Annotated in this window: 12 protein-coding genes; 8 read left to right on the top strand and 4 right to left on the bottom strand. The window is 69.1% G+C overall.

Annotation, left to right across the window (positions count from 1 at the left end; genetic code table 11):
* Positions 1-138 precede the first annotated feature (138 nt).
* Complete coding sequence (locus tag ACIP79_RS41045; protein ID WP_401232721.1) at positions 139-4,482, top strand: hypothetical protein; 4,344 nt, start codon at positions 139-141, stop codon at positions 4,480-4,482.
* Positions 4,483-4,610: 128 nt separating this feature from the next.
* Positions 4,611-7,640 (top strand): hypothetical protein, encoded by a 3,030-nt coding sequence (locus tag ACIP79_RS41040; protein ID WP_401232718.1) that lies wholly within the window; start codon positions 4,611-4,613, stop codon positions 7,638-7,640.
* A gap of 47 nt (positions 7,641-7,687) precedes the next feature.
* Here the strand turns inward: ACIP79_RS41040 and ACIP79_RS41035 are convergent, their stop codons facing one another.
* Positions 7,688-8,527 carry a carbon-nitrogen hydrolase family protein gene (locus tag ACIP79_RS41035; protein ID WP_401232715.1) on the bottom strand — a complete coding sequence of 280 codons (840 nt, stop codon included), beginning with the start codon at positions 8,525-8,527 and terminating at the stop codon, positions 7,688-7,690.
* 399 nt (positions 8,528-8,926) lie between these two features.
* Here ACIP79_RS41035 and ACIP79_RS41030 point away from each other — a divergent pair, with 399 nt between their 5' ends.
* From ACIP79_RS41030 to ACIP79_RS41005, 6 genes are all read left to right on the top strand, one after another.
* On the top strand, positions 8,927-12,574 hold the full coding sequence (locus ACIP79_RS41030) for an NACHT domain-containing protein (protein ID WP_401232712.1): 3,648 nt from the start codon (positions 8,927-8,929) through the stop codon (positions 12,572-12,574).
* An 839-nt stretch (positions 12,575-13,413) separates the two neighbouring features.
* Positions 13,414-13,758: a hypothetical protein gene (locus ACIP79_RS41025; protein ID WP_401232709.1), complete on the top strand. Its 345-nt coding sequence runs from the start codon at positions 13,414-13,416 to the stop codon at positions 13,756-13,758.
* Positions 13,759-13,820: 62 nt separating this feature from the next.
* Entirely contained in the window at positions 13,821-14,438 is a 618-nt protein-coding gene (locus ACIP79_RS41020) for a restriction endonuclease (RefSeq protein ID WP_401232815.1), read from the top strand.
* Positions 14,439-14,745: 307 nt separating this feature from the next.
* The gene (locus ACIP79_RS41015) at positions 14,746-16,005 is read left to right on the top strand and encodes a helix-turn-helix domain-containing protein (protein ID WP_401232706.1); all 1,260 of its coding nucleotides are present in this window, start codon (positions 14,746-14,748) and stop codon (positions 16,003-16,005) included.
* 33 nt (positions 16,006-16,038) lie between these two features.
* Positions 16,039-16,539, top strand: a complete 501-nt coding sequence (locus ACIP79_RS41010) for a hypothetical protein (RefSeq protein WP_401232703.1) — start codon at positions 16,039-16,041, stop codon at positions 16,537-16,539.
* A 49-nt stretch (positions 16,540-16,588) separates the two neighbouring features.
* Positions 16,589-17,449, top strand: a complete 861-nt coding sequence (locus ACIP79_RS41005; RefSeq protein ID WP_401232700.1) for a nucleotidyltransferase domain-containing protein — start codon at positions 16,589-16,591, stop codon at positions 17,447-17,449.
* 158 nt (positions 17,450-17,607) lie between these two features.
* Here the strand turns inward: ACIP79_RS41005 and ACIP79_RS41000 are convergent, their stop codons facing one another.
* From ACIP79_RS41000 to ACIP79_RS40990, 3 genes are all read right to left on the bottom strand, one after another.
* Positions 17,608-18,798, bottom strand: coding sequence for a Helicase associated domain protein (locus ACIP79_RS41000; RefSeq protein WP_401232812.1), 1,191 nt, complete (start codon positions 18,796-18,798; stop codon positions 17,608-17,610).
* A gap of 1,425 nt (positions 18,799-20,223) precedes the next feature.
* On the bottom strand, positions 20,224-21,423 hold the full coding sequence (locus ACIP79_RS40995) for an endonuclease domain-containing protein (RefSeq protein WP_401232699.1): 1,200 nt from the start codon (positions 21,421-21,423) through the stop codon (positions 20,224-20,226).
* 144 nt (positions 21,424-21,567) lie between these two features.
* Complete coding sequence (locus ACIP79_RS40990; protein ID WP_401232697.1) at positions 21,568-22,704, bottom strand: TniQ family protein; 1,137 nt, start codon at positions 22,702-22,704, stop codon at positions 21,568-21,570.
* Positions 22,705-22,808: the final 104 nt, after the last annotated feature.

The raw sequence follows: 22,808 nt of genomic DNA, 5'->3' as shown, positions 1-22,808 counted from the left end.
AAACCGTGGCCCGCTGCTGTGTCGCTCCCGATCCTATCGGGGGCGGGCCACTGCTGCCCGGCCCCTGGGGCCACGTCCCGGGCTCTGGGGGGCGGCTACAATTCCCCTTCGCGTGAACGCAGGTTGGGAGTCCCGGGAGTGGAAGCGGCAGCACGTCGGCTGGTAGTCATCGCCGTCGGCGACTACGGGCTCGAGGACGACAAGTTCACCGCCGGGATTGGCGACCAGGTAGCGACCGTGACCGGCTGGCTCACCCACCCCGACCTGGACGACGGGCGACGCTTCGACCTTCGACAAGCCGATCAGCTGACCTCGGTGGCAGACCTGCGGGCTTTCCTGGACGGCGAGTATCTGCCCGAAACTGCATGGGACGAATCGCTCGTCGTGTACATCACCGGGCACGGGGTCGCGGGCCGTTCTCATCGGCACTACCTCACGTTCGCCACTTCCGACACCGACCGGCTGCTCACCACCGCCTTCCCCACCAGCGAGCTGATCGCCGCCGTCCTGGACAGCGACGCCGAGCATGTCCTTGTCCTCGTGGACTCCTGCTTCTCCGGCGTCCTGAAGCGGGAACTCGCCGCCCTTGTAGAAGACTTGCGTGCCTCCCGGCGCAGTCTGAGCAGCCTGGCGGTGATCACCAGTGGTGACTCCACCCAGAGGCCCCGGGTGGGGGAGTTCACTCGGCTGCTGCAGATCGGCCTGGATCTCGCCAGAGATGAGTCCGCCGGTTTCACTGCATCCCACCTGTCGTTCGAGGAGTGGGAGAAACTCCTCAACACTGTCGCCGACAACAACCCCGGGTTGCTGCGCGCTCTGTGGGTGTGTCCCGACTCCCGCCGTGACAAGCCGAGCCCGTGTCTGCCCAACCCCCATTACCGTCCGCCGGAGCAGCTGGTCGCTCAGGCACGGCGTTCGCTGGCCCTTACGGCCCCCCTGGCCGAGTACTGGCTTTCCAGAGCCTCCGGCCGCACCAGCGACAGCGACACCGGCTGGTACTTCAGCGGACGTGCCACCCTCATGCGGTCCCTGACGGCTTTCGTCACCGACGGCACGGGGGTCATGGTGGTGACCGGGGCCGCAGGCTCGGGCAAATCAGCTCTCCTCGCCCGCCTCGTCACCCTGAGCGACCCGCTGTTCATGACCGAGTCGCGATTCGCCCACACGGCACAGCACATCCCCACCGACCTGCGTCCACGGCCAGGCGCCGTGGACGCAGCCGTCCTCGCGCGGGGAAACTCGGCACTGGAACTGATCGACGGCCTCCTTGCGGCCTTCGACCTCACCGTTGCGGACGAAGAGCCTCCGCTGCAAATCCTGCTCAACCACCTCGCGGACCCCGAAATCCACGACGCGAGCACCCCGGTCACGGTCGTCCTCGACGCACTGGACGAGGCAGAACAGCCCCTTGCCTGCCTGTCGGACGTGGTCGCACCTCTGGCGTGGCTACGCCGCTTTGACGGTTCGCCAGCTGTCCGGCTAGTGCTCGGCATGCGCAGCTCCGCCGTCGACGACACCAACGGCACTCTGCAGGACACCGCGGCCGACCAGCTCCTGGGAGCCCTCCACACCGTGCTGCAGCCAGGCATCGGCCACGGAGAAATACCCCTGACACACCTGCGAACCGACGGGCCGGAAACCGCCGACGACATCGCTGCCTACGCACAAGCCCTCCTGCAAGACCACCCCGACAGCCCCTACACAGCCCAGGACCCCCTCACCGGGCAAACCGCCCAGGCGATCGCCGAGGCAGTCTCCCCGTCGTTCCTCGACGCCCGCCTCGCAGCCGCGCAGCTGCGCAGTACCCTCGTACCCCAGAATGTGAACGACCCCCAGTGGCGCTCCCGCCTGCAGACGGGAACCACGGCGCTCCTGCGAGACGACCTCGCACGGGTCGCCCGCGACCACCACATCGCCCCCGTCCTCCTGCTCGCCGTCCTGCGCGCCACCGCGTTCGCCCAGGGCAACGGCCTGCCCTGGGCGGAAGTCTGGCCCGCCGTGACAGCCGCCGTCCTGAGCCCCGACACACCCGGACAGCACGACATCGACGCGGCGATCCGCCTCGTCCAGCACAGCCGGTTGATCGGTTACCTCACCACCGGCGAGGAGGACGGTCGCGCCGTCTACCGGCCGGTCCATCAGCGCGTGGCCGAAGTCCTCCTGAGGCAGCCCCACTCCCTGACCCTTGCGGCACCCGAACCCGAACCTGAATCCGAACTCGACGAGCGGCAGCGCATCCACCGCGACATCGCCACCGCCTGCGCGGAACTGGCACGCACGGCCGACCCGCTCGCCCCCCATCCCTACGTACGCCGCCACACCGTTGCCCACGCCCAGGCCGGCCATACCCTGACCGACGAGGTCATGCCGCTGCACCTCGCGGCCAGGGAAAGCTCGGGAACACTACGCGCCCGACTGGGCCTGCCGCTGCCCACCGGCGATGCCTCCCGCCGTGTCCTGACCGCAGCCGGACTGATCGAGCCCTACCTGGACGACTCCACCGACTACCTCTCCCGGCTGGGCAGCATCCGCTTCCACCTCGCCGCATCCACCAACCCCGACCCGCTCCCCGCCCCCGACCAGGCCGCGCACCACCTGCCCCTGCAGCCCGTGCGCGCGCCATGGCAGCCCCACACCAACGTCGTGGCCTCCCCTGCCGACCACATCCATGACATGCGCACCTTGCGCACCACGGACGGGCGCATTCTGATCGCGGCCGGCACCCGGCACGGCATCGGCGTGTGGGACAGCACCACCGGACAACAACTCGTTCGCATCCCCACCAGCCCCGTACACTCCCTCGCCGTCGCCATGGGAACCAGCGGCCGCCCCTTCCTCGTAGTGGGCACCACCCAGGGAGCGGCGGTGTTCGATCCGCTGTCCGGCCGCCTACTGGCGTCCCTGAACCAGAGGGGCGCCGGGACGGTAAACGTGCTGACCGATGGCCCGTCACGCTGGAAGATCGCCGTGCGCATCAACCGCGAAATGGTGCTGTGGCAGCCGAGCGAGGACCTCGTTCACCGCGTGACCTGGCCGGACGAAACCAAGCCCGCCACACGGAACCTGTGGGTCTCTGACACGCGCGGACACCGCTACCGTCTGTGCCGCACCTACAGCGGCAATCTGGCGCTGGTCGACCCCGTGACCCAAGAAACGATCATGACGGGGATCGCGAACAGCTCCGAACGCACCATGGCTGCGGCGACCGGACCGTCCGGCCACGACGTACTGGCCATCCCACGCCGCCGGGAAGTCCAACTTGTCAGCCCCTTCGACAACGAGCCCCTTGCACCTCTGCCCGTCGAAACCGCACGGGCTGTCGGCCTCGGCGACCTTCATCACCAGACGATGCTCGGTGTCGTCGCCAACGACGCAGTCACCGTGTGGCGGTTGTCGGAACGCGAGCCGCGGAACATGGGCCAGTACCCCGCGCCGTCGCGGATGACGCTGCTGAGGGGGGTGCCCGGACGCAACAGGCGGGGCTGGAAGCTGGCCTCCGCCGGTCACGAAGGCATCCTCCTGTGGGACCGGACGGACAGCCGCTATCAGCGACGTTCTCGCAAGCTGTCTCCGGTGAACGCCCCCGGCACACCGCGCCTGATGAGCGTCGTCCACGGGAACGCCGGAAACGAACTCCTCGCGGTGGCCACGGGCCGCACCGTCGCCCTGATCGACCCGTCCACCGGACACACACTGACCGAACACACCAGCCGCCTCCCCGTGCGAGCCCTGGAAGCCATCCCCGGCCCCAACGCGGAATCCGTCGTCGTCATAGAGCACGACAAGGGCATCGAGCTGTGGAACGCGGCACGCGACCGCCTTGAGCCCGTGGCAGGGCTGCTGCGCCGTTCCGTCTGGTGCGTCGTCCGTCTGCCCGACGGTGACCCCACTTTGGTGACAGGCAGCGGGGCCGGCCTGTCCGCGATGAGTCTCATGAGCGGCACGATCAGAGAAGACTTCCCCCTCTCTCACCGCCTGGACATGAGCGCATGCCTCGCCCTGCCGTCCCCCCACGAGACCACCGCGATGCTCTGGGCTGCAAAGTCGGGACTGCTGCTCTGGGACCTGGACAGCCACCAGATCACCCCGATCACCCCACGTGCCGTCGCCGTACTCTTCAAGCCCACCGCCACCACCCTGATCCCCCTCACGGCGGACCATAACCTCGTGGCTGTAGCCACCTCACGCGGCATCACCCTCTGGGACACGGCCACCTGGACGGACCTGCGGTACATCGACACACCCTTGACCACCGCTATGACCTCGCTCCCGTACAGGAACGGATCTTCCGTACTCGTGACCGCGAACGGCACCGGCGTCCGCTTCTGGGACCCGCGGACAGGGGACCTCGTCCACTCGCTGCTCACCGCCGCGCCCGTGACCAACCTTGTCCACACCGGTGTTGACGGTCATACACTCCACTTCGGTGGCCCCGCAGGCATGGCCACACTGAAGTGGATCCCCAGGGCCGCCACCTCATGACCCCACCGGGGCTCCCACCATGCCTGAGCTGGTGCAACCTCCTGTAGTCCCACCGTTGTGCGGACTTGGCTGGGCCGGGAGTACGTTGGCGGCCGGGCCCCGCGCTCACCAGCCAGGAGGACACCTTCATGCCGACCGTGCAGCAACTGCAGCAGTTCATCCGGTTCGGTCTGGAAACCCTCGGGGAGCGCAACGCCCACCACGACTTCGAGGCACTGTCTCTCGCCGTCGCCAGAAGGCGGATCGCGAGCAATCTCCTCCCGGCCACCGGACCAGTGAGTGCGGGCGGCGACCAAGGCCGTGACGGGGAGAGCTACTTCACTCAGCTGTCCCGCGAAGCCCCTGAAGCGTCCGCCTTCGCGCGACTGGCCTCGGACGAGACGATCGTGCTCGCCTGCACGGTCCAGCGCCGCAACGTCGCAGGCAAGATCCGCAACGACATCGCCTCCATCTGCTCCACCGGCACGAGAGTGCACCGGATCGCCTACTTCACTGTGGCATCCGTGCCGGTCAGTACGCGCCACGACCTGCAAGAAGCGGCACGCACCGGCTTCCAGGTGGCTCTGGACGTCTTCGACAGTCTGTGGCTGGCCAAAGAGCTTGCGGAACCGGATCTGTTCCATCTCGCCGAATCATATCTGCAGGTCCCCAGCGAGTTCGCCCCCGCTCCCGACAGCACCGACTCCCACCCCGAGTGGTACCTGAATGCCCGCAGCCGCTGGCGCGAGCAGGAAGAGTTCACCGGCCAGCTGGGGGAGTTCGCCACGCTGCGGCGCGCCCTGCGGCACGCCACCTTTCACGCCGAGGCCCGAGCCGATCTTGCGGACTGGCTGCACTGGGCCCGCCGTATGCTGCAGGTTGCCGAACCCGACAGCGTCCGCCCCAGGCTGCACTACGAGATCGCCGTCGCCCACCTGCGCGGCCTGGGCGACCTCACTCCTGCAGATCCCCTGGTCCAGGACTTCTTCGATCAGGTACTCAACGGCAACGACATGGGACTGCTGCAAGACGCCCAGGTGCTGCTGAACTACGTCTACGGGGCGTGGGCCGGGCACGAGACCGCTCTCACGGCAGAAGACCAAGACCGCTGGGCCGCCTTGCTCGGCGCGCGGATCCGGAGCCTGCTGGATGAGGATCCCGGGGTCAACCGCAGGGCCAGTCTGCACGCCCTGGCCGCACATCTGGCCCTGCGGATCCGCCCGGTCGGCCAGCCGGCAAACTACCGGCCTGAGCCGGCCGGCGACCGGGCCGAGCCGCCGCCGTACTATCTGACAGCCGAGGACATCGGCCCTCTCGACCCGCACCTGTTCACCGTGACCGATCTGCCCGAAGCAATGGAGCACCTGCAGCAGTTGTGCGACCTGCTGCCCGAGGCCCAGACGTTCCCGGTGACATCTATCGCGAACACCTTCGACATGGTCGCCCCCTTGTTGACCGCGCACACGGCCTACCCACAGGTGCGCGAGGCCCTCGACGAGGCCGTCGAACGGGCCGAAGGCGGCGTCGCCCGCGCCCGCAAGAGCCGCAACCGGGCTCTGCAGTTCCTGCGCGCTGAACTTCCCCTCGAAGCGCTCGGGGAAGTCCACAGCATGAAGATCAGCACGTGGTCCGGCGACACGCTGCCCTGGGCGCTCCAGGCGCTGCTCATGGCCGGAAGGCTCTACAGCCTGCTCCGCCTGCCGCTGGCCGCCAAGCAGTGCGCCCTGGCCGTGTGCACCGTGGCAGGAAGCTCCCAAGATGCCGCGCTGGCCCCCTACATCGCCCGTGGCCTGCTGCGGGCTGCCGACTGTGACTACCAGGCCGGCAACCTGTTGAGCTCGGCCGCGCTGTCCGAGTACGCCATCACGGCCCAGGGCCGCTTCGCCGATGACCCCTGGGACGAGGAGGAACACCCCGACTTCCACACCCTCGTGATCGACAGCAGCATGGCACTGCTCGCGGCCCGCCAGTTTCGTCCCCACCTCGTCCCGGCCCTGACCGACGTGCACGCGCGTACCGGGCTGGACGCTCTGATCGAGCCTCAGCTGGAGGGCGTTGATGAGGTGGCGCGCAGCGAAACCGAATGGATGCAGATGGCTGCGCGCAGTGGCTGCGGTCGGCCCTTCGCCGATGCAGGACCACGGCGTACCTACCACTGGGCCGCCGGGGGAGCGACCTGGCAGGTGGAGTGCGAAAACACACGGCACGCTGTGCTGGCCTGCGAGCGCTTCGTCGCCGCAGCCCAGATCCTGATCGCAGAACTGGCCCCCTTTGACCCGCTGTTGCAGCCGGCCCACATCCGCATCGACGTGCAGCTCAGCACCCCTGCACGCGAGCCCCGACAACTCCCCGACAACAGCATCAGCCGCTGGCGGGTATATCTCGAGCCCTGGAGTGACGAGACGGACGCTCACGCTCCGGAGTACCTCGCCGACCTGGCCGCGCCGCTCACCGAAATCCTTATGACCGAGTCGCTCCTTCCCCAGGAACAGTTCCTGCAGAAGGTACGGAGGGCATTCGAACAGGGACTCAACCACAAACTGATCGCCGGCAGGGGCTACGACGACCTCGCAGATCTATTGCCGGACGATTATTACCGCCAGCTCTTCAGCCTGGAACCCTCCCCAGTCGAGGAAGCCTTCCCGTTCCGCGCGACAGCCCACCAGGCACTGGGCCTGCCGCACACACCAGGCCCCGGATACGACGAGGCGAGCGCCACAGCGGCCGTGCGCCGCCGCTACGAGGCACTTCCCCTCGCGCACTACACCATGAGACGGCTGGCTGCCTTCCCGCCATTTCAGGCAACAGCCCTGGTACTACGGGCGGAGGGCTGGCGCGACTGGCACATCCTGACGGCCGTGATCAACATCGTGATCAACCACAGGTTCTTCCTGGAGACGATCGATGATTCCGCGATGAACCGACAAGAGATCATCCACAGGGCAGCAGCACTCAGACGTCCGGAAACACAGGACGACCCAATGCCACCCAATGACGCCTTCACATCGGACGCCCTCAAACGTGCACTGGCCACCAGCACGCTGTCCACGCTGCAGATTCTGGGACTGGAGCACCACCGTCAGACACCCAACTTCCCGGCCCTCTTCGAACTTCTCGGTGCGCGCTACGCGTACTGGACTCTCGACGTCCCGCACGAGAACTTCCTCGCGCCTAACTGACCCACGGCCCGCACGAGCCAGGTACGACGGTGAAAGTAGGCCGCTGGTCAGAAGCCGGTCAGGTCGTCGCTGCGCGGGTCGCAGACGTGGTGGCTGCGGTAGATGTCGCCCTGCCGGACGCTGGCCCGCCAGGGGCGTGCCTTGGTGAGGGCGATGCCGAATTCGGGCGCGTCGCGGTCCAGTTCGCCGATGATCAGCTCGGTCGCGGCGTCGGCCCGGGCCAGGACGGTGCCGTCGGGACCGATCAGTTCGGAGTTGAGGAGGGCGGTGGTCTGGGCCGGTGTGGCCATCGCCAGCCAGTAGTTGTTGATCGCGGCATGCGCCCGGGCCTTGACCTCGAAGACCGAATCGACCGGATAGGCCGACAGCAGCAGGCAGTCCACCCCGAGGCGTTCGTACTCTGCGAACAGTTCCGGGAAGTTGACCTCGATACAGACGGCGCAGCCGAACCTGAATCCGTTGACGGAAAAGATGCTCGGTCGGCTGCCCGGAGTGTAGTAGCGCAGGACCTCGGTCTGCGAGCAGTAGCGTTTGTCATAGCGGCCTGCCACCTGCCCGTCGTCGTTGATGACGTACAGACTGTTGTGCGGGCGGTGCGGCGGAGTGAGCCGGTGGGCGCTTCCCAGCACCACCCACAGCTGCAACTCGGCCGCGAGCACGGCCACGTGGCGGTGCTCCTCCTCGATCGCAGGCCAGTCCACCTGGTCCCAATCACTGATCTGCTCCTTGGCGTAGCCCGACAGACAGCCTTCGGGGAACTGGATCAGATGGGCGCCCGCTTCGGCGGCTTCGCGCATGAGCCGGCGGACCCTCAGGCCGTTGCGGCGGGCATCGTCACTGATCGTTGGCTGGGCGATCGCGATGCGAAGCGACGACGAAGCGGTCATGGACAGCAGCCTAGGCATGGCGGCGCCGCCATCCGCTCTATCCGGGTATCGCCTGGCGGGTCTCTGCCGGTGAGGGCAATGAGGACGGGCGTCCTGGACGCCGGCAGTGCGGTAGATGTGGACACGGAAGCCTTCAATTCCCCCGACGTCCGTTTCGTTTCCCGACCGGCAGAAATGAGCAGGCGTCGGCATTCCGCTCGGTCGCAGAGCGGGACGGACGCTCCCGTCCTCTGCCCGCCGTTGAACCCCGCCCCTGAGGGCGGGCCGCCGGGCGAGGCCAGCGGCGCAGGGCGGGTCTGCCGCAGAGCTGCTCCAGAGTGCTGGTGGGCCGGTGATGTCAGTGGTGCGCTTTACAGTGACTGCTCATCAGGGAGACCAGGGAGACCAGGGAGGGCGCGGGTGTTGGGCAGGGGCGCGGGGAACGGGGCAGCGGTGCCGGAGGGGCGCTACCTCTACGAGAGGCTGGGGGAGAAGACGTTCCAGCGGCTGTGCAACGCACTGCTTGCCCACGCCTTCAGCGAGACCCGCTGTTATCCGGTCGGGCATTCTGACGGGGGCCGGGATGCCGCCCGCCGCGAGGACGGCCGGCTGATCGTCTACCAGGTCAAATGGACCAGCAAGCCCCAGCAGAACGCCGTCGCGTGGCTGAAAGCGGCGGTCAAGGGCGAGGCCGACAACATCCGCCGCCTGGCCGCGGAGGGCGCCGAAGCCTACTACCTCCTGACGTCGGTAGCCGGGACGGCAGTTCCACAGCGCGGTTCCATGGACACCTTGGACGTGACCCTGGCCAAACTTGGCGCCCAGTTCGGCATCCCCATCCACATCTGGTGGCGTGCCGACCTCGACGCACGCGTGGACGCCGCGCCCACCGAGCTGAAGTGGGCCTACTCCGACATGCTCGCCGGCCAGGACCTGGTGCGCTATCTGATCGACGGAGCCGGACAGGCCGCGCACGACCACGCCCTGCGCTCGCTGGCGATGAAGGTCATCGCCACCCAGTGGGACGAGGACGCCAAGGTCAAGTTCAAGCAAGTCGAGCTGACCTCCCACCGCCTGGAGGATCTGTTCGTCGATGTCGAAGCCCTGCGGGTAGCGATGCCGACCGCGATCCGCAGGCGCGGCTTCGAGCAGATGGAGATCAACCATCTGGGCGGGGCGGCCGGTTATCTGCTGAGCACCCGCCAGCCGTTCACCCTGGTACGGGGGGAACCCGGCCAGGGGAAGTCGACCCTCGGCCAGTACCTGTGCCAGCTCCACCGGGCCGCCTACCTCGGCGACGAACAGCCCAGAGACGGCCGCAGGCCGTTCCTGGGCAGAACCCCGCTCCCTGATCCCCGGCTGCCACTGCGGATCGACCTGCGCGACTACGCTTCCTGGCTGGCCGGAAACGACCCCTTCAACGACGCAGACCGTCCTGCCCCTGCCCGGCCGCGCCGGCAGGGCTCTCTGGAAGCATTCGCCGCGCATCTGCTCACCGCCCGCAGTGGCGGCCTGCCCGCGAGCGTCGCCACGGTCAACGACATCCTCGAGCGACTGCCCGTCCTGATCGTCCTTGACGGCCTGGACGAAGTCGCCCGTCCCGAGGCCCGTAAGCGGGTTGTCGACGAGATCGACCAGTTCACAGCGCGGCTGCACACCGCCTTCCGGCCCCAGGTGATCGTCACCACCCGCCCCAATGTGGCGGGCCTGGCCGAACCCGCCTCGGAGCGGTTCGAGACGATCGCCCTGGACCGCCTGAACGAGACCCTGCGCATCACCTACCTGCACAAATGGGCGCGGGCGCGGGTAATCCCGGACAAGGAGCACCTCAGCCTGGAACGGATCTTCCGCCAGCGCTCCGCCGAACCCCACATCTCCCAACTCGCCGACAACCCCATGCAGCTGACGATCCTGCTGTATCTGATGCACAAGCGGGGCAACTCCGTGCCCGCCAACCGCACCGACCTCTACACCTCCTACATGGAGACCTTCCTCGACCGGGAGGCGGAGAAGACCACCGCGGTCGACGAACACCGCACCGACCTCGAAGAAGTCACCGCCTACCTGGGCTGGCACCTGCAGGCCGTCGCGGAGAAGGAGGGCGGCAACGGCCAGCTGCCGACCCGGGAACTCCAGCGGGCGATCCTCAACTACCTCTTCACCGTGGAGAAGAACGTTGCTCTGGTCGACGACCTCTTCACCGCCGTCACCGACCGCGTGTGGGCGCTGACCAGCAAGGTGCAGGGCACCTTCGAATTCGACGTGCAGCCGCTCAGGGAGTACTTCGCCGCCCGCTACCTGTACGACTTCGCCGGCGCCGACCAGCGCCAGTTCGACCGCGCGGAAGTCCTGCGCGAGCTGGTACGCAGGGGTTACTGGCTCAACACCTGCCGCTTCTTCGCGGGATTCGCCAAACCCAACGAACTGGCAGGCCTGGTCGAAACCCTGGAGGAGGAACGCGACGAGGGCACCCGCCCGCGCCAACTGCGCCTGTCCGCCTGGGTCCTGCTCGCCGACGGCGTCTTCAGCGGACGCCACCGCACTCAGAAGCGTGCCGCCGACCTGTTCCTCGACGACCTCAGCGTCCGCTTCATCCACCACGAATTGACCACCAACGACGACCTCCCCCTGCCCACGGCCGACCGGGGAGCCCAGTACCTGGCAGACCGGTTCCTCGCACAGGTCGCCGGCGACCCCACCTCGCCGGCGGCCACAGAACGCCTCCAGCTCGCCGTCCTCCTCCTGGACGACGCCGAAACCTTCCACGCCTGGTGGCAGCCCCACATGCGGGCGGCGCTTGGCACCGACCTGGAAACGGTCTGGCTGACCATCGGCACATCGTTCCACTGCGCCGCCCGGCTTCCCCGGCCCGATCTCGAACACCTCGCCCTGGCCGACTCCACCGCTGCTGCCGCCGCCCTGCACGCCGGCCTGGCTCCGCCGCCCGGCTCCCCGCACGAGCAGCAGCTCCTCCAGGCGGTCCTGAGCGGCCATGCGAGCGAAGCGATCTGTCCCGCACCCCACTACGCCGCCGACCTCCTGCGCATCCTGCGCCCGCAAAACTTCCTGCACAGGGCCGCTGGCAGCGGCTCCCTGCCCGTCCTGGAGAGCATCGGCCACCGCGATCCCGACCTGCCGGGCCAGCAGCGCACAGCGGCTCTGATCCGTCTGAAAGAACGCGATGCCGGCTTCGGCATCCTGCAGTCCGCCCTCACCGCAACCAAGGGGCAGAAGCAGACCACCTCACCCTGGAGCAACACAGCCCGGGCAATCAGCACCCTTCTGGGACCGTGCTGGCTGGCGGCGGAGATCACTGTGATCGGCGCCGCAGCGACCGCCTTCACCACCGGAGGCGACATCACCCCGGGATCGCAGCCCTTTGGACCCACGCCCGACTACGGCCGCCTGCTGCAGGAACTGCGCAGCAACCGCACCGCCACCCCATGGTGGACCGAACAGTTCACCGCCCACACCGATCCGCTCTCCCGCGCCACATGGACACTGGGCCTGCTCGCCATCGCCGACGAGGCCGTCGTCACGGAGCAGCTGCCCCGCATCGACGAAGCCCTGCGGACCCTCCCCGCCGATGTACGTCACGCCCTGCTCATGGCCTCAAGCCGGCTGGGTGTCACCCTCGCCCGCCCGATGTCCCCTGCAGTCCTGTCCGCCGCAGCCCTGCTGTCCACGGAGACCGCCCTCGCGGTCGCTCACTATGTCGCCCATCCCAAACAACTGCTGCAGGAGCGGGAACTGCATCCTCTGAGCGACGCCGCCCTGGCGGACATGGCCGCCTACACCACTGCTGCCTGGCCTGCCCGTATCGCCCTCACCACACGCATGAGCACCTCGCCCACCTCGCTCACCCTCGCCGCGCTGAAAGCATACGGGCCCCACACCGTGCTGCAGCCCGAGTCACCGGGCTTCGCCCCCGGCACCGCAACCACCATTCTCGAATCACCGTTCGATTACCCTATGTCCTTCGTCAACGCGGCCGACAGGACGGCACGGACCGGGTCTGACACCTACCTGGCCGATCTGGCCGACGCCGCCGGATGGTTCTCCTTCTGATACGACCCGCCCCGCGGGTGTCGGCAGATGCGGTGCCCGAACTGCCGCAAGCGTGCCCGTCGTGTGCACGCCATGTCTCAACGCGCGCTGGACGAGCGGCCGTTGGGTTCACGCCGGGCCATCGGCTGGCTGCAGGCGCGCCGGTACTTCCTTGACCGCAAACGCGCTTCCCGCGCGATGTTCGTCGAGCAGGTGCTGGATCTGCTGGCGCGCCACCGCCCTTCCAGCAGGGGGCTGGTGGGCCGGCTGCGGCCGATCGCGATCAAGTCCGGCGGCCGTCCCGCCACCCGCCTGTGCCGCCGACCGCGGCTGACTGCGGGCCGGACGCGTCTGGCTGGCGGCGCCAGCAGTGCCGGACCGCGCCCTGCGGGTGCTGGAGGCGGACGAGTTCGCCTTCCGGGGTGTGCGGACCGGCTTGTTCTCCAGGTCGGCTGACGTGACCAGTTGCTGGGCACGGTGGGGCCGGAGGGTTGGTCATGGCCGCCGAAACCGGGGCGGGCGTTGGCATCTCCACGGGCAACGCCGGAAAATGGCGCAATCCGACACCACCGGTGGGCGTGACCGTCCTCAGCGCCGGTACTGCCTGCACACGTCATGGAATGCCCACCGCCCGCCTTCATCTCTGGTCAAAGCCGCTTTCGGGGGAGAGCGGGCAGAGGCGGGCCAGCCCTGCGGGCGCAGCCGGCCGGGGCGGCGATCCGCAGCCCGCAACGCCTACAGGTGACGTGAACTAGCCCTGAAAAAAGCACAGTTGGGAGCGATCGGATGCGTCGTTGTCGGTGGCGGCCACCAGCATGGTGTGCGGCAGGGAACGTGACGACCATCTGAGGGGGGACCGCATGCCATTCGTGCGGCCGTACATGCGTTCTGACGGGAGACCGGTCCGCGGACATACCCGGTGGGCGCCGGGTGCGCGCCGGGAACTGACGATCTTCGCCTTCGCCGCGCTGGTCGTGCTCGGGCACGGCGGCAACGCGGACGCCGGGGACACATCCGGCACCCGGCCCCGACCGCAGGTTTCCTACCCGGTCCGCTACGACGGTGCCGGTGAGCAGGGCCGTGCGGTGCCGAGCCCGACGGTGTCGTATCCGATCAGGTTCGACACCCCCACCACCCGCCGGGCGGTGCCCACGCCGACGCTGTCCTACCCGGTCGACTTCTCGCGCATGGGAAGCGGACGGTGACCCGGCGTCGGCCCGCCCGCAGGCCGCGCCGCAAGCAGCAGGACGACAGCCAGTTCGTACTGATGGCGGTGATCGCGGCAGGGGTGATCGTCCTCGTGGTGGCGGTGGTCCACTGGCTGCTCGTGCACTGGTGGCTGCTGCTCGCGGCGGCTGTCGTGGCCGTGCCGGCCGGCGTCGTGTGGTGGCACCGGCGGGCGGAGCGCCTGCGCTGGGAACAGGCCCGGGCGCGCGCTCTGCGTTACGGCCTGGCCCAGTTGGACGCCCTCTCCCACCGGCAGTTCGAGTTCGCCGTGCGGGACCTGATGCTCCGGGACGGCTGCACGGACGCGGTCCAGGTCGGCGGGCAGGGAGACCTCGGCGCGGACGTGAAGGCGACCGACCCGCTGGGGCGCCGGTGGGTGATCCAGTGCAAACACCGCCGTAGCGGCGAACGGGGTGCCGCCGTGGGCGCCCCCGACCTGCAGGTCCTCAACGGCACAGGCCGCCCGGTCCACCGCGCCGACGTGGTGGTGATGCTGACCAACGGCAGGATCACCCAGCCCGGCCGCGCCTTCGCCCGCCAGCAGCGCCTCCACCTCGTCGACCGTCAACTGCTGGGAGCCTGGGCGTCACAGAGCCGGCCTCTGTGGGAACTGCTGCCCGCGCTTCCCGCACTCCGCAGGCCCTCCTCCCTCTCCTGAGAGGATCTGCTGAAGGGCCGTCACCGCAGACCCGGCAGCGCGTAAACCCTTCTGGATGGAACCGAGTTGGGCAGATCGCCAGTTTCCGGGCGAGGTGTCCGAGCCCTGGTGCAGGATGAGGGCACTGGGCTCCGTCCCTGTGCGGAAAGCCAAAACCGGGATGAGATCTGCTGCGTCGATGGGGGCGTTCGTGTTCCAGCGTCATCTTCACCGTCACGATGACGTCGATCGGGTGATGTCCGCGCTGGGGAGTGATCCTCAGTGCCTGCCGGTGTTGATCACATGGGGTGCGGCGCTGCGGCAAGACGTGGCTTCGGCACTGCGGGAGGTCATCGCGACCAGAGCGTGGCAGAGCGACTCCCGTGTCCGCAGTGCCGCGGTGAACTGGCGTGAGGAACCCCGCTTCCAGGTCTTCCTCCACGACGGGCTCGAAAAGCGCCGCAACCGCGGCCCCAAATACGAGCACCTGGACATCGCTCTGCTGACGTTCCCCGAAACCCGCGCCGCTCTCTACCGGGTGAACGCGGCGGAATGCCCGCAGCACTGCCGAACGGAGACCGGCACCTTTGCCGAGGACCGTCATGCGGACGACTACCGCGAGGCACTGTTCGGCTGGTACGCCGCCATCCAGCACGCGCACGCCTGCGTCGTGCGGGCAGCGCGCTGGTTTACGGCCGCGCAACCGTCCGACTCCCGCCGGCCGGAGACCTTCACCGACTGGATAAGCGGAACCCGGCACCGCCACAGCAGCGGTAGCGCACAGGAGACGGCCCCGGCCGCCCAGCATGCGGTGCGGGAAATCATCCTGATGATGCATGCCTGGAGCCCGCACACCTTCGAAGCCATCGACGTGGCCTTCCAGAAGGCGGAGGGACAAGACGCCTCCCACGCCTGGGGCGGCGGCTTCGAGCCCGCGGGACGGCCCGAGGCCCAGGCCGCCGTGGAAGCACTCGCGAGCGTCCTGACCCCACAAGAACGCCGGCAGGTCCGGGACGTTATCGACAGTATCGAAGCCGACGACGAGGACCGCGACATGGACCTTGCGAAGGACAGCACACGGGCCTGCACCAGCGACCGCCACAGCACCTACGGCGCCGAATCCGGCGAGCGTGAGGCTTGCGCCACGGCCCGGGCCCGCGTGTACGAGGAGGCCTCCCAGCCCTGGAGCGAAGGCGTCGACCGCACGGCCGGCGCTGCCCGCCTCGCCCGGTTCCTGCTCGGACCCCGCAACGACCGGATCAGCACCGCCCTCGCAGTAGCCCGCGCGGCCGTCGCCCGGGACACCACCGACACCACACCGCAGTTCTGGCACGACAACGCCCCACTCCTGAGGCAAGCCCGTGAAGCCGCGGGACTCGACCTCGACGACGCTGCCCGGCATCTGGGCATCAAGTCCGCCACGCTCGAGCGCTTCGAGCAGGCAGCGGGCAAGCTCCCCGGACGCCCGGTCTCCCTCGGCTACCTCCAACTCCTCACTCTGACCTGCACCCAGACGGGCCGCACCGTCCCCGACTGCATCCCGCAGGCCATCTCCCAGCCGGTGACCTCCCTGCCGACCACCTTGTAGTACGCCACCGCCACCCACTGTGCGAGGAACCCCGTGTTCGAAGAGGTACATCACCGGCCGTGTGGACGCCCCACCAAGTCCGGCGCTCCCTGCCGTGCGCAGTTCTCGGGTCCGGGCTTCGCCTGCAAACTGCACACCACCGACCACGAAAAAGCCCTCGTGGAGGCATACGGGCAAGGCCTTGAGGCCGGCCGTGCTCAAGAAAGAGAGTGGGGACAACGCGTAGAGGCCGCACAGGTCGAACGCCTTGAGCGCCAGATACGAAGCCTGCGGGAAGAACTCGACGCCAAGAACCGCCGCTTCGAGGTCGACGGCGACCAGGCTGTCACCGTCGACGGCTACGGATACCGCTGGAGCGGCTCCGGCATGCTCGAAGTCGGCGACCGTGTGCTCTTGCCCGAGAACTACGTCAGCGCCATGCGCCACGGCCCGGGCCCCTTCCCCGGGACCGTGACTGAACTAGGCACCACCTATACCGGAACTCTCAGCAGGGTCATCTCCCGAGCACCCGCCAAACCACGGCAGACCGGCTGAAAACCACAAGCTCAAAGCCGTCATCCGGACCGACCAGCGGAGGCTTTCCGTGAAACGCGAGCGCGCCACCACGCTCCTCAGAGACATGCTCGACCGGCTGGAGGGGGGAGGCTGGCCGCTGGACCTTGTCGACGAGATCCTCGTCTTCGGCTCCTACGCACGCGGCGCACTGAACCCCTCGGACGTCGACCTGGTCGTCGAGCACCGCAGGGACGACCGCCTCACCTCCGAGTTCCTTCACTCCTTGTCCTACGGCGGCGACCCCTCCGCCTCGATGAAGCGCGCCCTCAAGGGCAGAAGCCGCGGCCTGCAGATCCACTTCGGTGAACGCAAGAGCCTCGAAGCGGAAGGGTTCGAGCTGACCCTGCTGTGGACACGGGGCGAACCCGTCGATGCCGCCCGCGCCCGTCTCGCCGCCATCACTCCCGACCCCGAGGCGGGCCGGGCCCCACGCGACCACATGATCGAAGCCTTCGACGGCATCGACCGCTGGGTCCCGCGCCCGGTCCGCATCGATCTCACCGACCTCGTCGACCGCAAGGCCGCGACCATCCGCCAACTCCAGCTCCCCGACACCGAACCCGCCCACCCCGCAGCCCTCGAAGCTCTCACCCGCTGGAGCGAGACGAGCCCGCTGCGCCGCGCCGCGGCAGCCGTCCTCGCCCACCTCGAAGCCACCTCCCGCCCCCTCGACTCCGTCTACCTGCACGGGGAACCAGTCGTCGGCAGCCGCTACAGCGACACCACCTGGCAGACCGCCGTCGGCTTCGGCTGGAGCCACCACCGCAGCATCCCCCGTCACCTGCAGGAGGGCACCGACTGGTTCGAGGTCGTCCGCCCCACCCGGACCCAGCCCCTGCACACCCTCCACATCACCGTCCAGGACCGCTCCGCCCTCCCCGACCTGTGACGGCCGCCCATGCCCGGGTGAGCCGGCGTCAGCCGACGGTGCCGTCCGGCAGACCGGACGGCACGACTCCTGCCCGATGCCCTGGCCGGCGCCGTGTCGGCGAACACCCCACCATCGGATGCGCACCACACTCCCGGCGCATGCGGTGAGGGACCTCTTCACGCGGACGGGTCGAGGCAGGCGGCCAGCCGCTGCTGCCAGACGGCGTCCCCTTCGGGCAGGACAGCGCGGCAGATCTGCTGGAGGGTGCCGTCCTCGCGCCAGAGAAGAAACCGGCGCCGGCAGGCCTGGAAGGAGCCCAGAGCTGGAGGAAGCCGCCTCCACGCCTGTCCGGTGCAGGCGATGTGGACGATGCTTTCCAGGATCTGCCGTTCGCTGCGGGGACGGCCACCGGTATGCGACCGCGCGGGCAGCAGCCCGGACAGGGACTGCCAGGCGACATCGCTGATCCGCGGCCGCCACACCGGCATCCCGCCGGTCAGCGACAGCAGTTCATCAACCAGACGCCGCTGCTGTGGCAACAACAGTGTCCGTCGCGCATTCTGCTCCCGCAGCCAGGCGGTGATGTGCTCGTCGTTCGGGGCGCCGGGCCACCACTCGACACTGTCCGGGAGCCCGGCCAGGTGGTAGCGGGCGGCCCACCACATGCGTTGCCAGGCCACCGGCCAGGGTGGGTTCCACCATGCATCGAGGTCCGTCAGGCGGTGCCCGAGCCGGGTGAGCCGGCCAAGGCTGCGCTGCCGCTGGCGTTGATTTCGGAGCCAGGCCCCCAACGCGAAACCGTCAACGATGGTGGGCTGGGACACGGCCAGGTGCCCGTGACGAACCGTGTAGGCGTGTGCGACAGCCAGGCCGTCGGCGGCCGGACGCCGCCGCCCGGCCCACGTGTGGAACACCTCGACCTCGCCCGTCGACAACCCGAGCTCAGCCAGCAGCACCCGCTGCCCATCGTGCAACTGCCCGTAGCAGGAGATCTGGTGGCGCAACCACCGCTGAAGCCAGACGGGCAGCCGGGCCAGATTGTCACCCCCATGCACCGGCCCCTGCTCGTGCACATAGGTGCGGGCGCGGTACCAAGCACGCTGCCAGTCGACGGGCCAGGGCGGGTTCCACCATGCATCCAGGCGCCGAAGCTGCTGCGCCTGCTCCGCGGTCAGTGAGACCGCATCAGCACGCCGGTTGGCCAGCCACCTCCCCAGATCGAACCCTTCCCGCACCCGGCCGCCGGTGTGTGCGACGGCCAAGTGCCCGAACCGCTCCACATGAAGACGGGCCTGCTCCAGTCCTTCGGCGAACAACTGCGCATGCCGCTGCTCCAGCCCACGGCCGTGCCCGGCCCGCCGCGGCACCGCCAATTCCGCCCGCCACCCCCGAGCCGCCGGTACGCCCGGTCCTGCTGCACCTGAACCCCCACGGGCGCCTGGGCCCGCGAGAGGGGTTGCCAGCCGACGCAGGCCTGTTCCTACCGCCACCGGCCGATGCGCACTGTGCACCCACCACAACCCGTACCTCCCCTGTTGCTGCGGCGACCCCGCCGGACGGCGCCCCTCGCGGACTACCGCACGAGCAAAGGACGCCAACGGCCCGCCATCACCCTCTGCTTCCAGCTCGTCCAGCCACACCCGCCCCAGACGCTCGCCCAACACGGCAGCAAACCGCTCACCACCACCTCGGCCGCGCACCTGGGCATCCACACAGCTCCCGGCAGCCAGCTGCCGCATCCGCGGATCCACCAGAACTCCCGCGACCGCGACGACCTCCGGGAACACCACCACGTCCCGTACCAGCAGCCGCCACTGCTCAACGCCCCAGCCCACCGGATCCGGACACCAGCGGCGCGTAGCCGTAACCACCTGCTGCACACGCGGTTCCCACACCGCATCCCGCTCCCAGAACTCCCTCCGCCCCCACCACCCGCACACGACTGCGTGAGCCAGCCCGAACACTTCACGCGGCGCCGCGCCAATCGTCGTCCCAGCCTGCGCCACCCGGCCCCAACGACACTGCGCCCGGGCCAGCTCCACCCCCAAATCCCCGGCATCGACAAACTCCACCGGATGCCCCTCGCCCACATCCAGCAGCCACCGGCCATGCCGCACACACAACCGCTGCCACTGCTGCCGGTACGCCCACACCCGTCCTCCACCACTGCCCCGCCGAGCCGCGCACAGTCGGCAGCCGAACACCACCGGTCCCCACTCCGAAGCTCCCGTCCGCCACCTCGCCCACCCCTGCCCATCCCCACTATTACTGGCCAACACCGCAGGGCCGGCCGCCCAGGACGGCAACGCCCGCGCCAGATGCCCCGCTGGCACGCGACACCAGCCGGCCAGCTGCCCCTGCGCCACTTTGTCGAGGAACACCTCGCCGTCCGGACGTACACCACGTCTTCGGGGCATGGAGTTCGCCCACTGCCACCATGTCGTCAGGTCGGTCACCTGCAGCCGGTAGCCAGCCGCCACCCGGTGCAGAAAAGACCATGTGGTTTCCCCCTGCACAGGTGTCACCCGCAAGACCGCCTCCATGGGATCGCCTTTTGCTCCGGTGGGACCGTGCAACCGGACTGTCAGGTCACCCTGGCCAAGCTGGCGAGAGGCACTCGGGGCTTCTCTCGCCCACTCGGCGGTCGGGTTCGAAGTGTGCAAGCCATGACGTGTCGCGTTTCGTTGATGCCCGGCAGAAGGCGGCGTCTGTGCTGCGTTCTGCCAGGCGCCCGGCCCACGGGCGGACTTGGGGAAAGAAGTTCAGGAACAGAGCAATGAGGCGACGGGCCGTCAGCCGGATTCCTGGCCGGGGCCGTCGGCACCGGCCTCCAGGGCCTTGTCGACGAACTCCCGTACCAGCTGTCTGACCTGTGCGGCCGGCACGACCTGTTCCCACTCGGGGGTAGATGTGCACTGCCAGCAGCGCACCCGGAAACGGATCGATCCGTCTTCCTGAATCGCACCCCACGCGGAGTAGGACTGCTTCGTACACGGGCCGTGAGGGTCGGGTACGAACGTCTGCAGCACGATGTCGGGCCGGTGGCGCGGCGGCACGGTCCTGTCGCGGCGGCAGCCGTCGCACAGCAGGAGATGGCGGACCGCCCCCGGCCGGTGGATGAACCTGTAGCCGCCGCCTTCGTAGGTGTTGCAGCTGGCACACACCGGCCCGCGCACGAATCCGTGCGCGTGGCAGTGGTCCCAGTACACGGCCTGCCGAGGACTGGGGCACAACCGGCACAAGAACGCCTCCGGCTGCGAGTTCTTCAGCAGCGACGCATACAGCCGACCGCGCAGGTGGTCCTTGTAAGGGCGGGCGACGGAGGCGGCGCACGCGGGGCACAGGGTGGTGTAGCCGCTGTTGCTGGACGTGCGCCACTTCCAGACGTCACCGGTGGCGCTGCAGCGGCTGCATCGGGTGGCCTGTTCGACGCACTCGGCGGCGATCTGGTCCGCGCGGTCGAGGAGGGCAGCGTAGGCGCGCGGGACCATCCAGGTGGTGCCGGACCAGGTCAGCAGCGGCAGCGGACTGGTACAAGCGATGGGTGAACGGCCGTAGCGTTCCTTGACCTGCTCGAAGGTCGCTCCGCACCCCAGCCCGTAGCGGTTGGACAGGGTGCCGCTGAACGGCTGCTGTCCTTCGCAGCGGCAGCCGTTCGCGCTCTGGTCCTGGTAGGAGATGTGCTCGAACCAGCGGTGGGTCTGTGAGCGCCACGTCTGGTTGTGCTCGGTGGACGAGAGACGGGCGTCGACCAGGTCGTCGGGATCGAAAGGGAGCGAGGCGAGTCGGTCGCCGGCCGTGCGGATGTCCCGATCGTCCAGCCGCCACCGGCCCTTGTACTTGTAGCCGCGCACGGCGGTGTCTCCGATGAGGACGTGGTTGCTGATCTGGAAGGTGTAGCGGGACAGCGAGGCCGGCGCTGCGGGGACGGGGCAGCCCTCGGTGAGTTCCGCCAGCAACTGGTTGGCGTACTCCGGACTGATCGATGCCATGGGTGTGTCTCTCCTTCGTGCGGGCGGGGTGAGCGGGCGGGGTGTGCGGTTGTGTGGCGGCCTGCGGACGCCAACGCGATACGGCCGGGGCGGAGCTGGCTGGGCGGGAGCCGGGGCCGGGGCCGGGGCCGGGGCCGGGAGATGTCACGGGCACGGTGCTGGCCCGGGCCGCGGCGAAGGCACCGGTTCCCAGCCACCGGTGAGGAAGGCTGCCCCCGCCTCTTCGGAGAGGCTGCGGGGACGGCGGTCGGTGAGGAAGCCGACGCGTTCGCTGTACTCGGTGGGCCGTACGGCCGCCCGGTGCACCGTCCACAAGCCGTCGCTGTCGGTGCCGTCCGCAGCGGTGAGCCGGCGCAGCCACCGATGGAGCGGATCGGTTTGTGCTGCTGTCCTGGGCCTGGTGCGGGTGTAGGCGATCAGCCAGTCCGCGAGCCACGGCCTGCCGGCCCGGCGGCTGATTTCCCCGAGCAGCAATTCCGTTGCGGCGCCTGCCCCTTGGACTGCGGCGGTCTCGCGCAGCCGCTGCTGCCAGCGCGGAGCACCGAGCAGCGTGGCCACGGCGATCGTCTCCGGGTAGGACACCAGCGCATGCGGCACCACGGCCGTCGGCACGGATCCCGTGACCACGGCCAGCCGCCGTACACGGTCCTGCCAGACCTTCTCGGACCTCCACCCCTGTACCTGCCACGACCACACCACCGCCGCGGCGAGGGCCACCACGTCCGCCGCATCCGGACGGGCCCGTGCGAGAGCAGAGTGATGGCGGTGAGCGGTGAGAACCTCGGGCAGGGTCTCCAGCGGAATGCTCGCCGGCCTCCCGGGATGCGCGAGGAGCCAGCGCCGGTGACGCCGGCAGACGTGCCCGGCCGTTCCCGGATATACCAGAACCGGCTGTCCAGGCCTCCAGGCCCGCCCGGTACACGCAGGACAGGTCCCCACCCATGCCTCGCCCGGCATGTACCAGGCCGCCCGCGGGTTCTCGTCGTCCGCGAGCCGCCCGTGCGGGGCGGCGAGAGCGGGCAGCAGGCGGGCGAGCCGGGACAGGGGAAGACCGGTGGAGCGGGCCAGGGCCGTTCGCGCGGGTGTGTTGAGGAACAGTTCCAGGCCGCTGCCCGGGGTGCCCGTCACCTGTACCCGGTGCGCGCCGCTCAGGATGCCCCGTAGCAAGTCCTGCGCGGGCAGACCGTAAGGGGCGGCCATCCTGCGGAACCAGGAGCCGGTCAGTTCCCCGGCCACGGGCGGGATACGAACAAGCGTGGAGGCGGAGGCTTGCACCGGCATCGTCCTTTGCACGTGGGGGTGTTGAGGGCAGGGCGGGGCAGAGGAGCGCGGCCATGGATCAGCGCCCCGTCGGCACGGGAAGGGGGGACTACAGGGCGGGCCCG

Origin of the sequence: Streptomyces sp. NPDC088747 (genome assembly GCF_044751025.1) — a bacterium.
Classification (GTDB): Bacteria; Actinomycetota; Actinomycetes; order Streptomycetales; family Streptomycetaceae; genus Streptomyces.
Note: the sequence above shows the minus strand (reverse complement) of the source record. Positions and strands in the feature narration are given on the sequence as shown.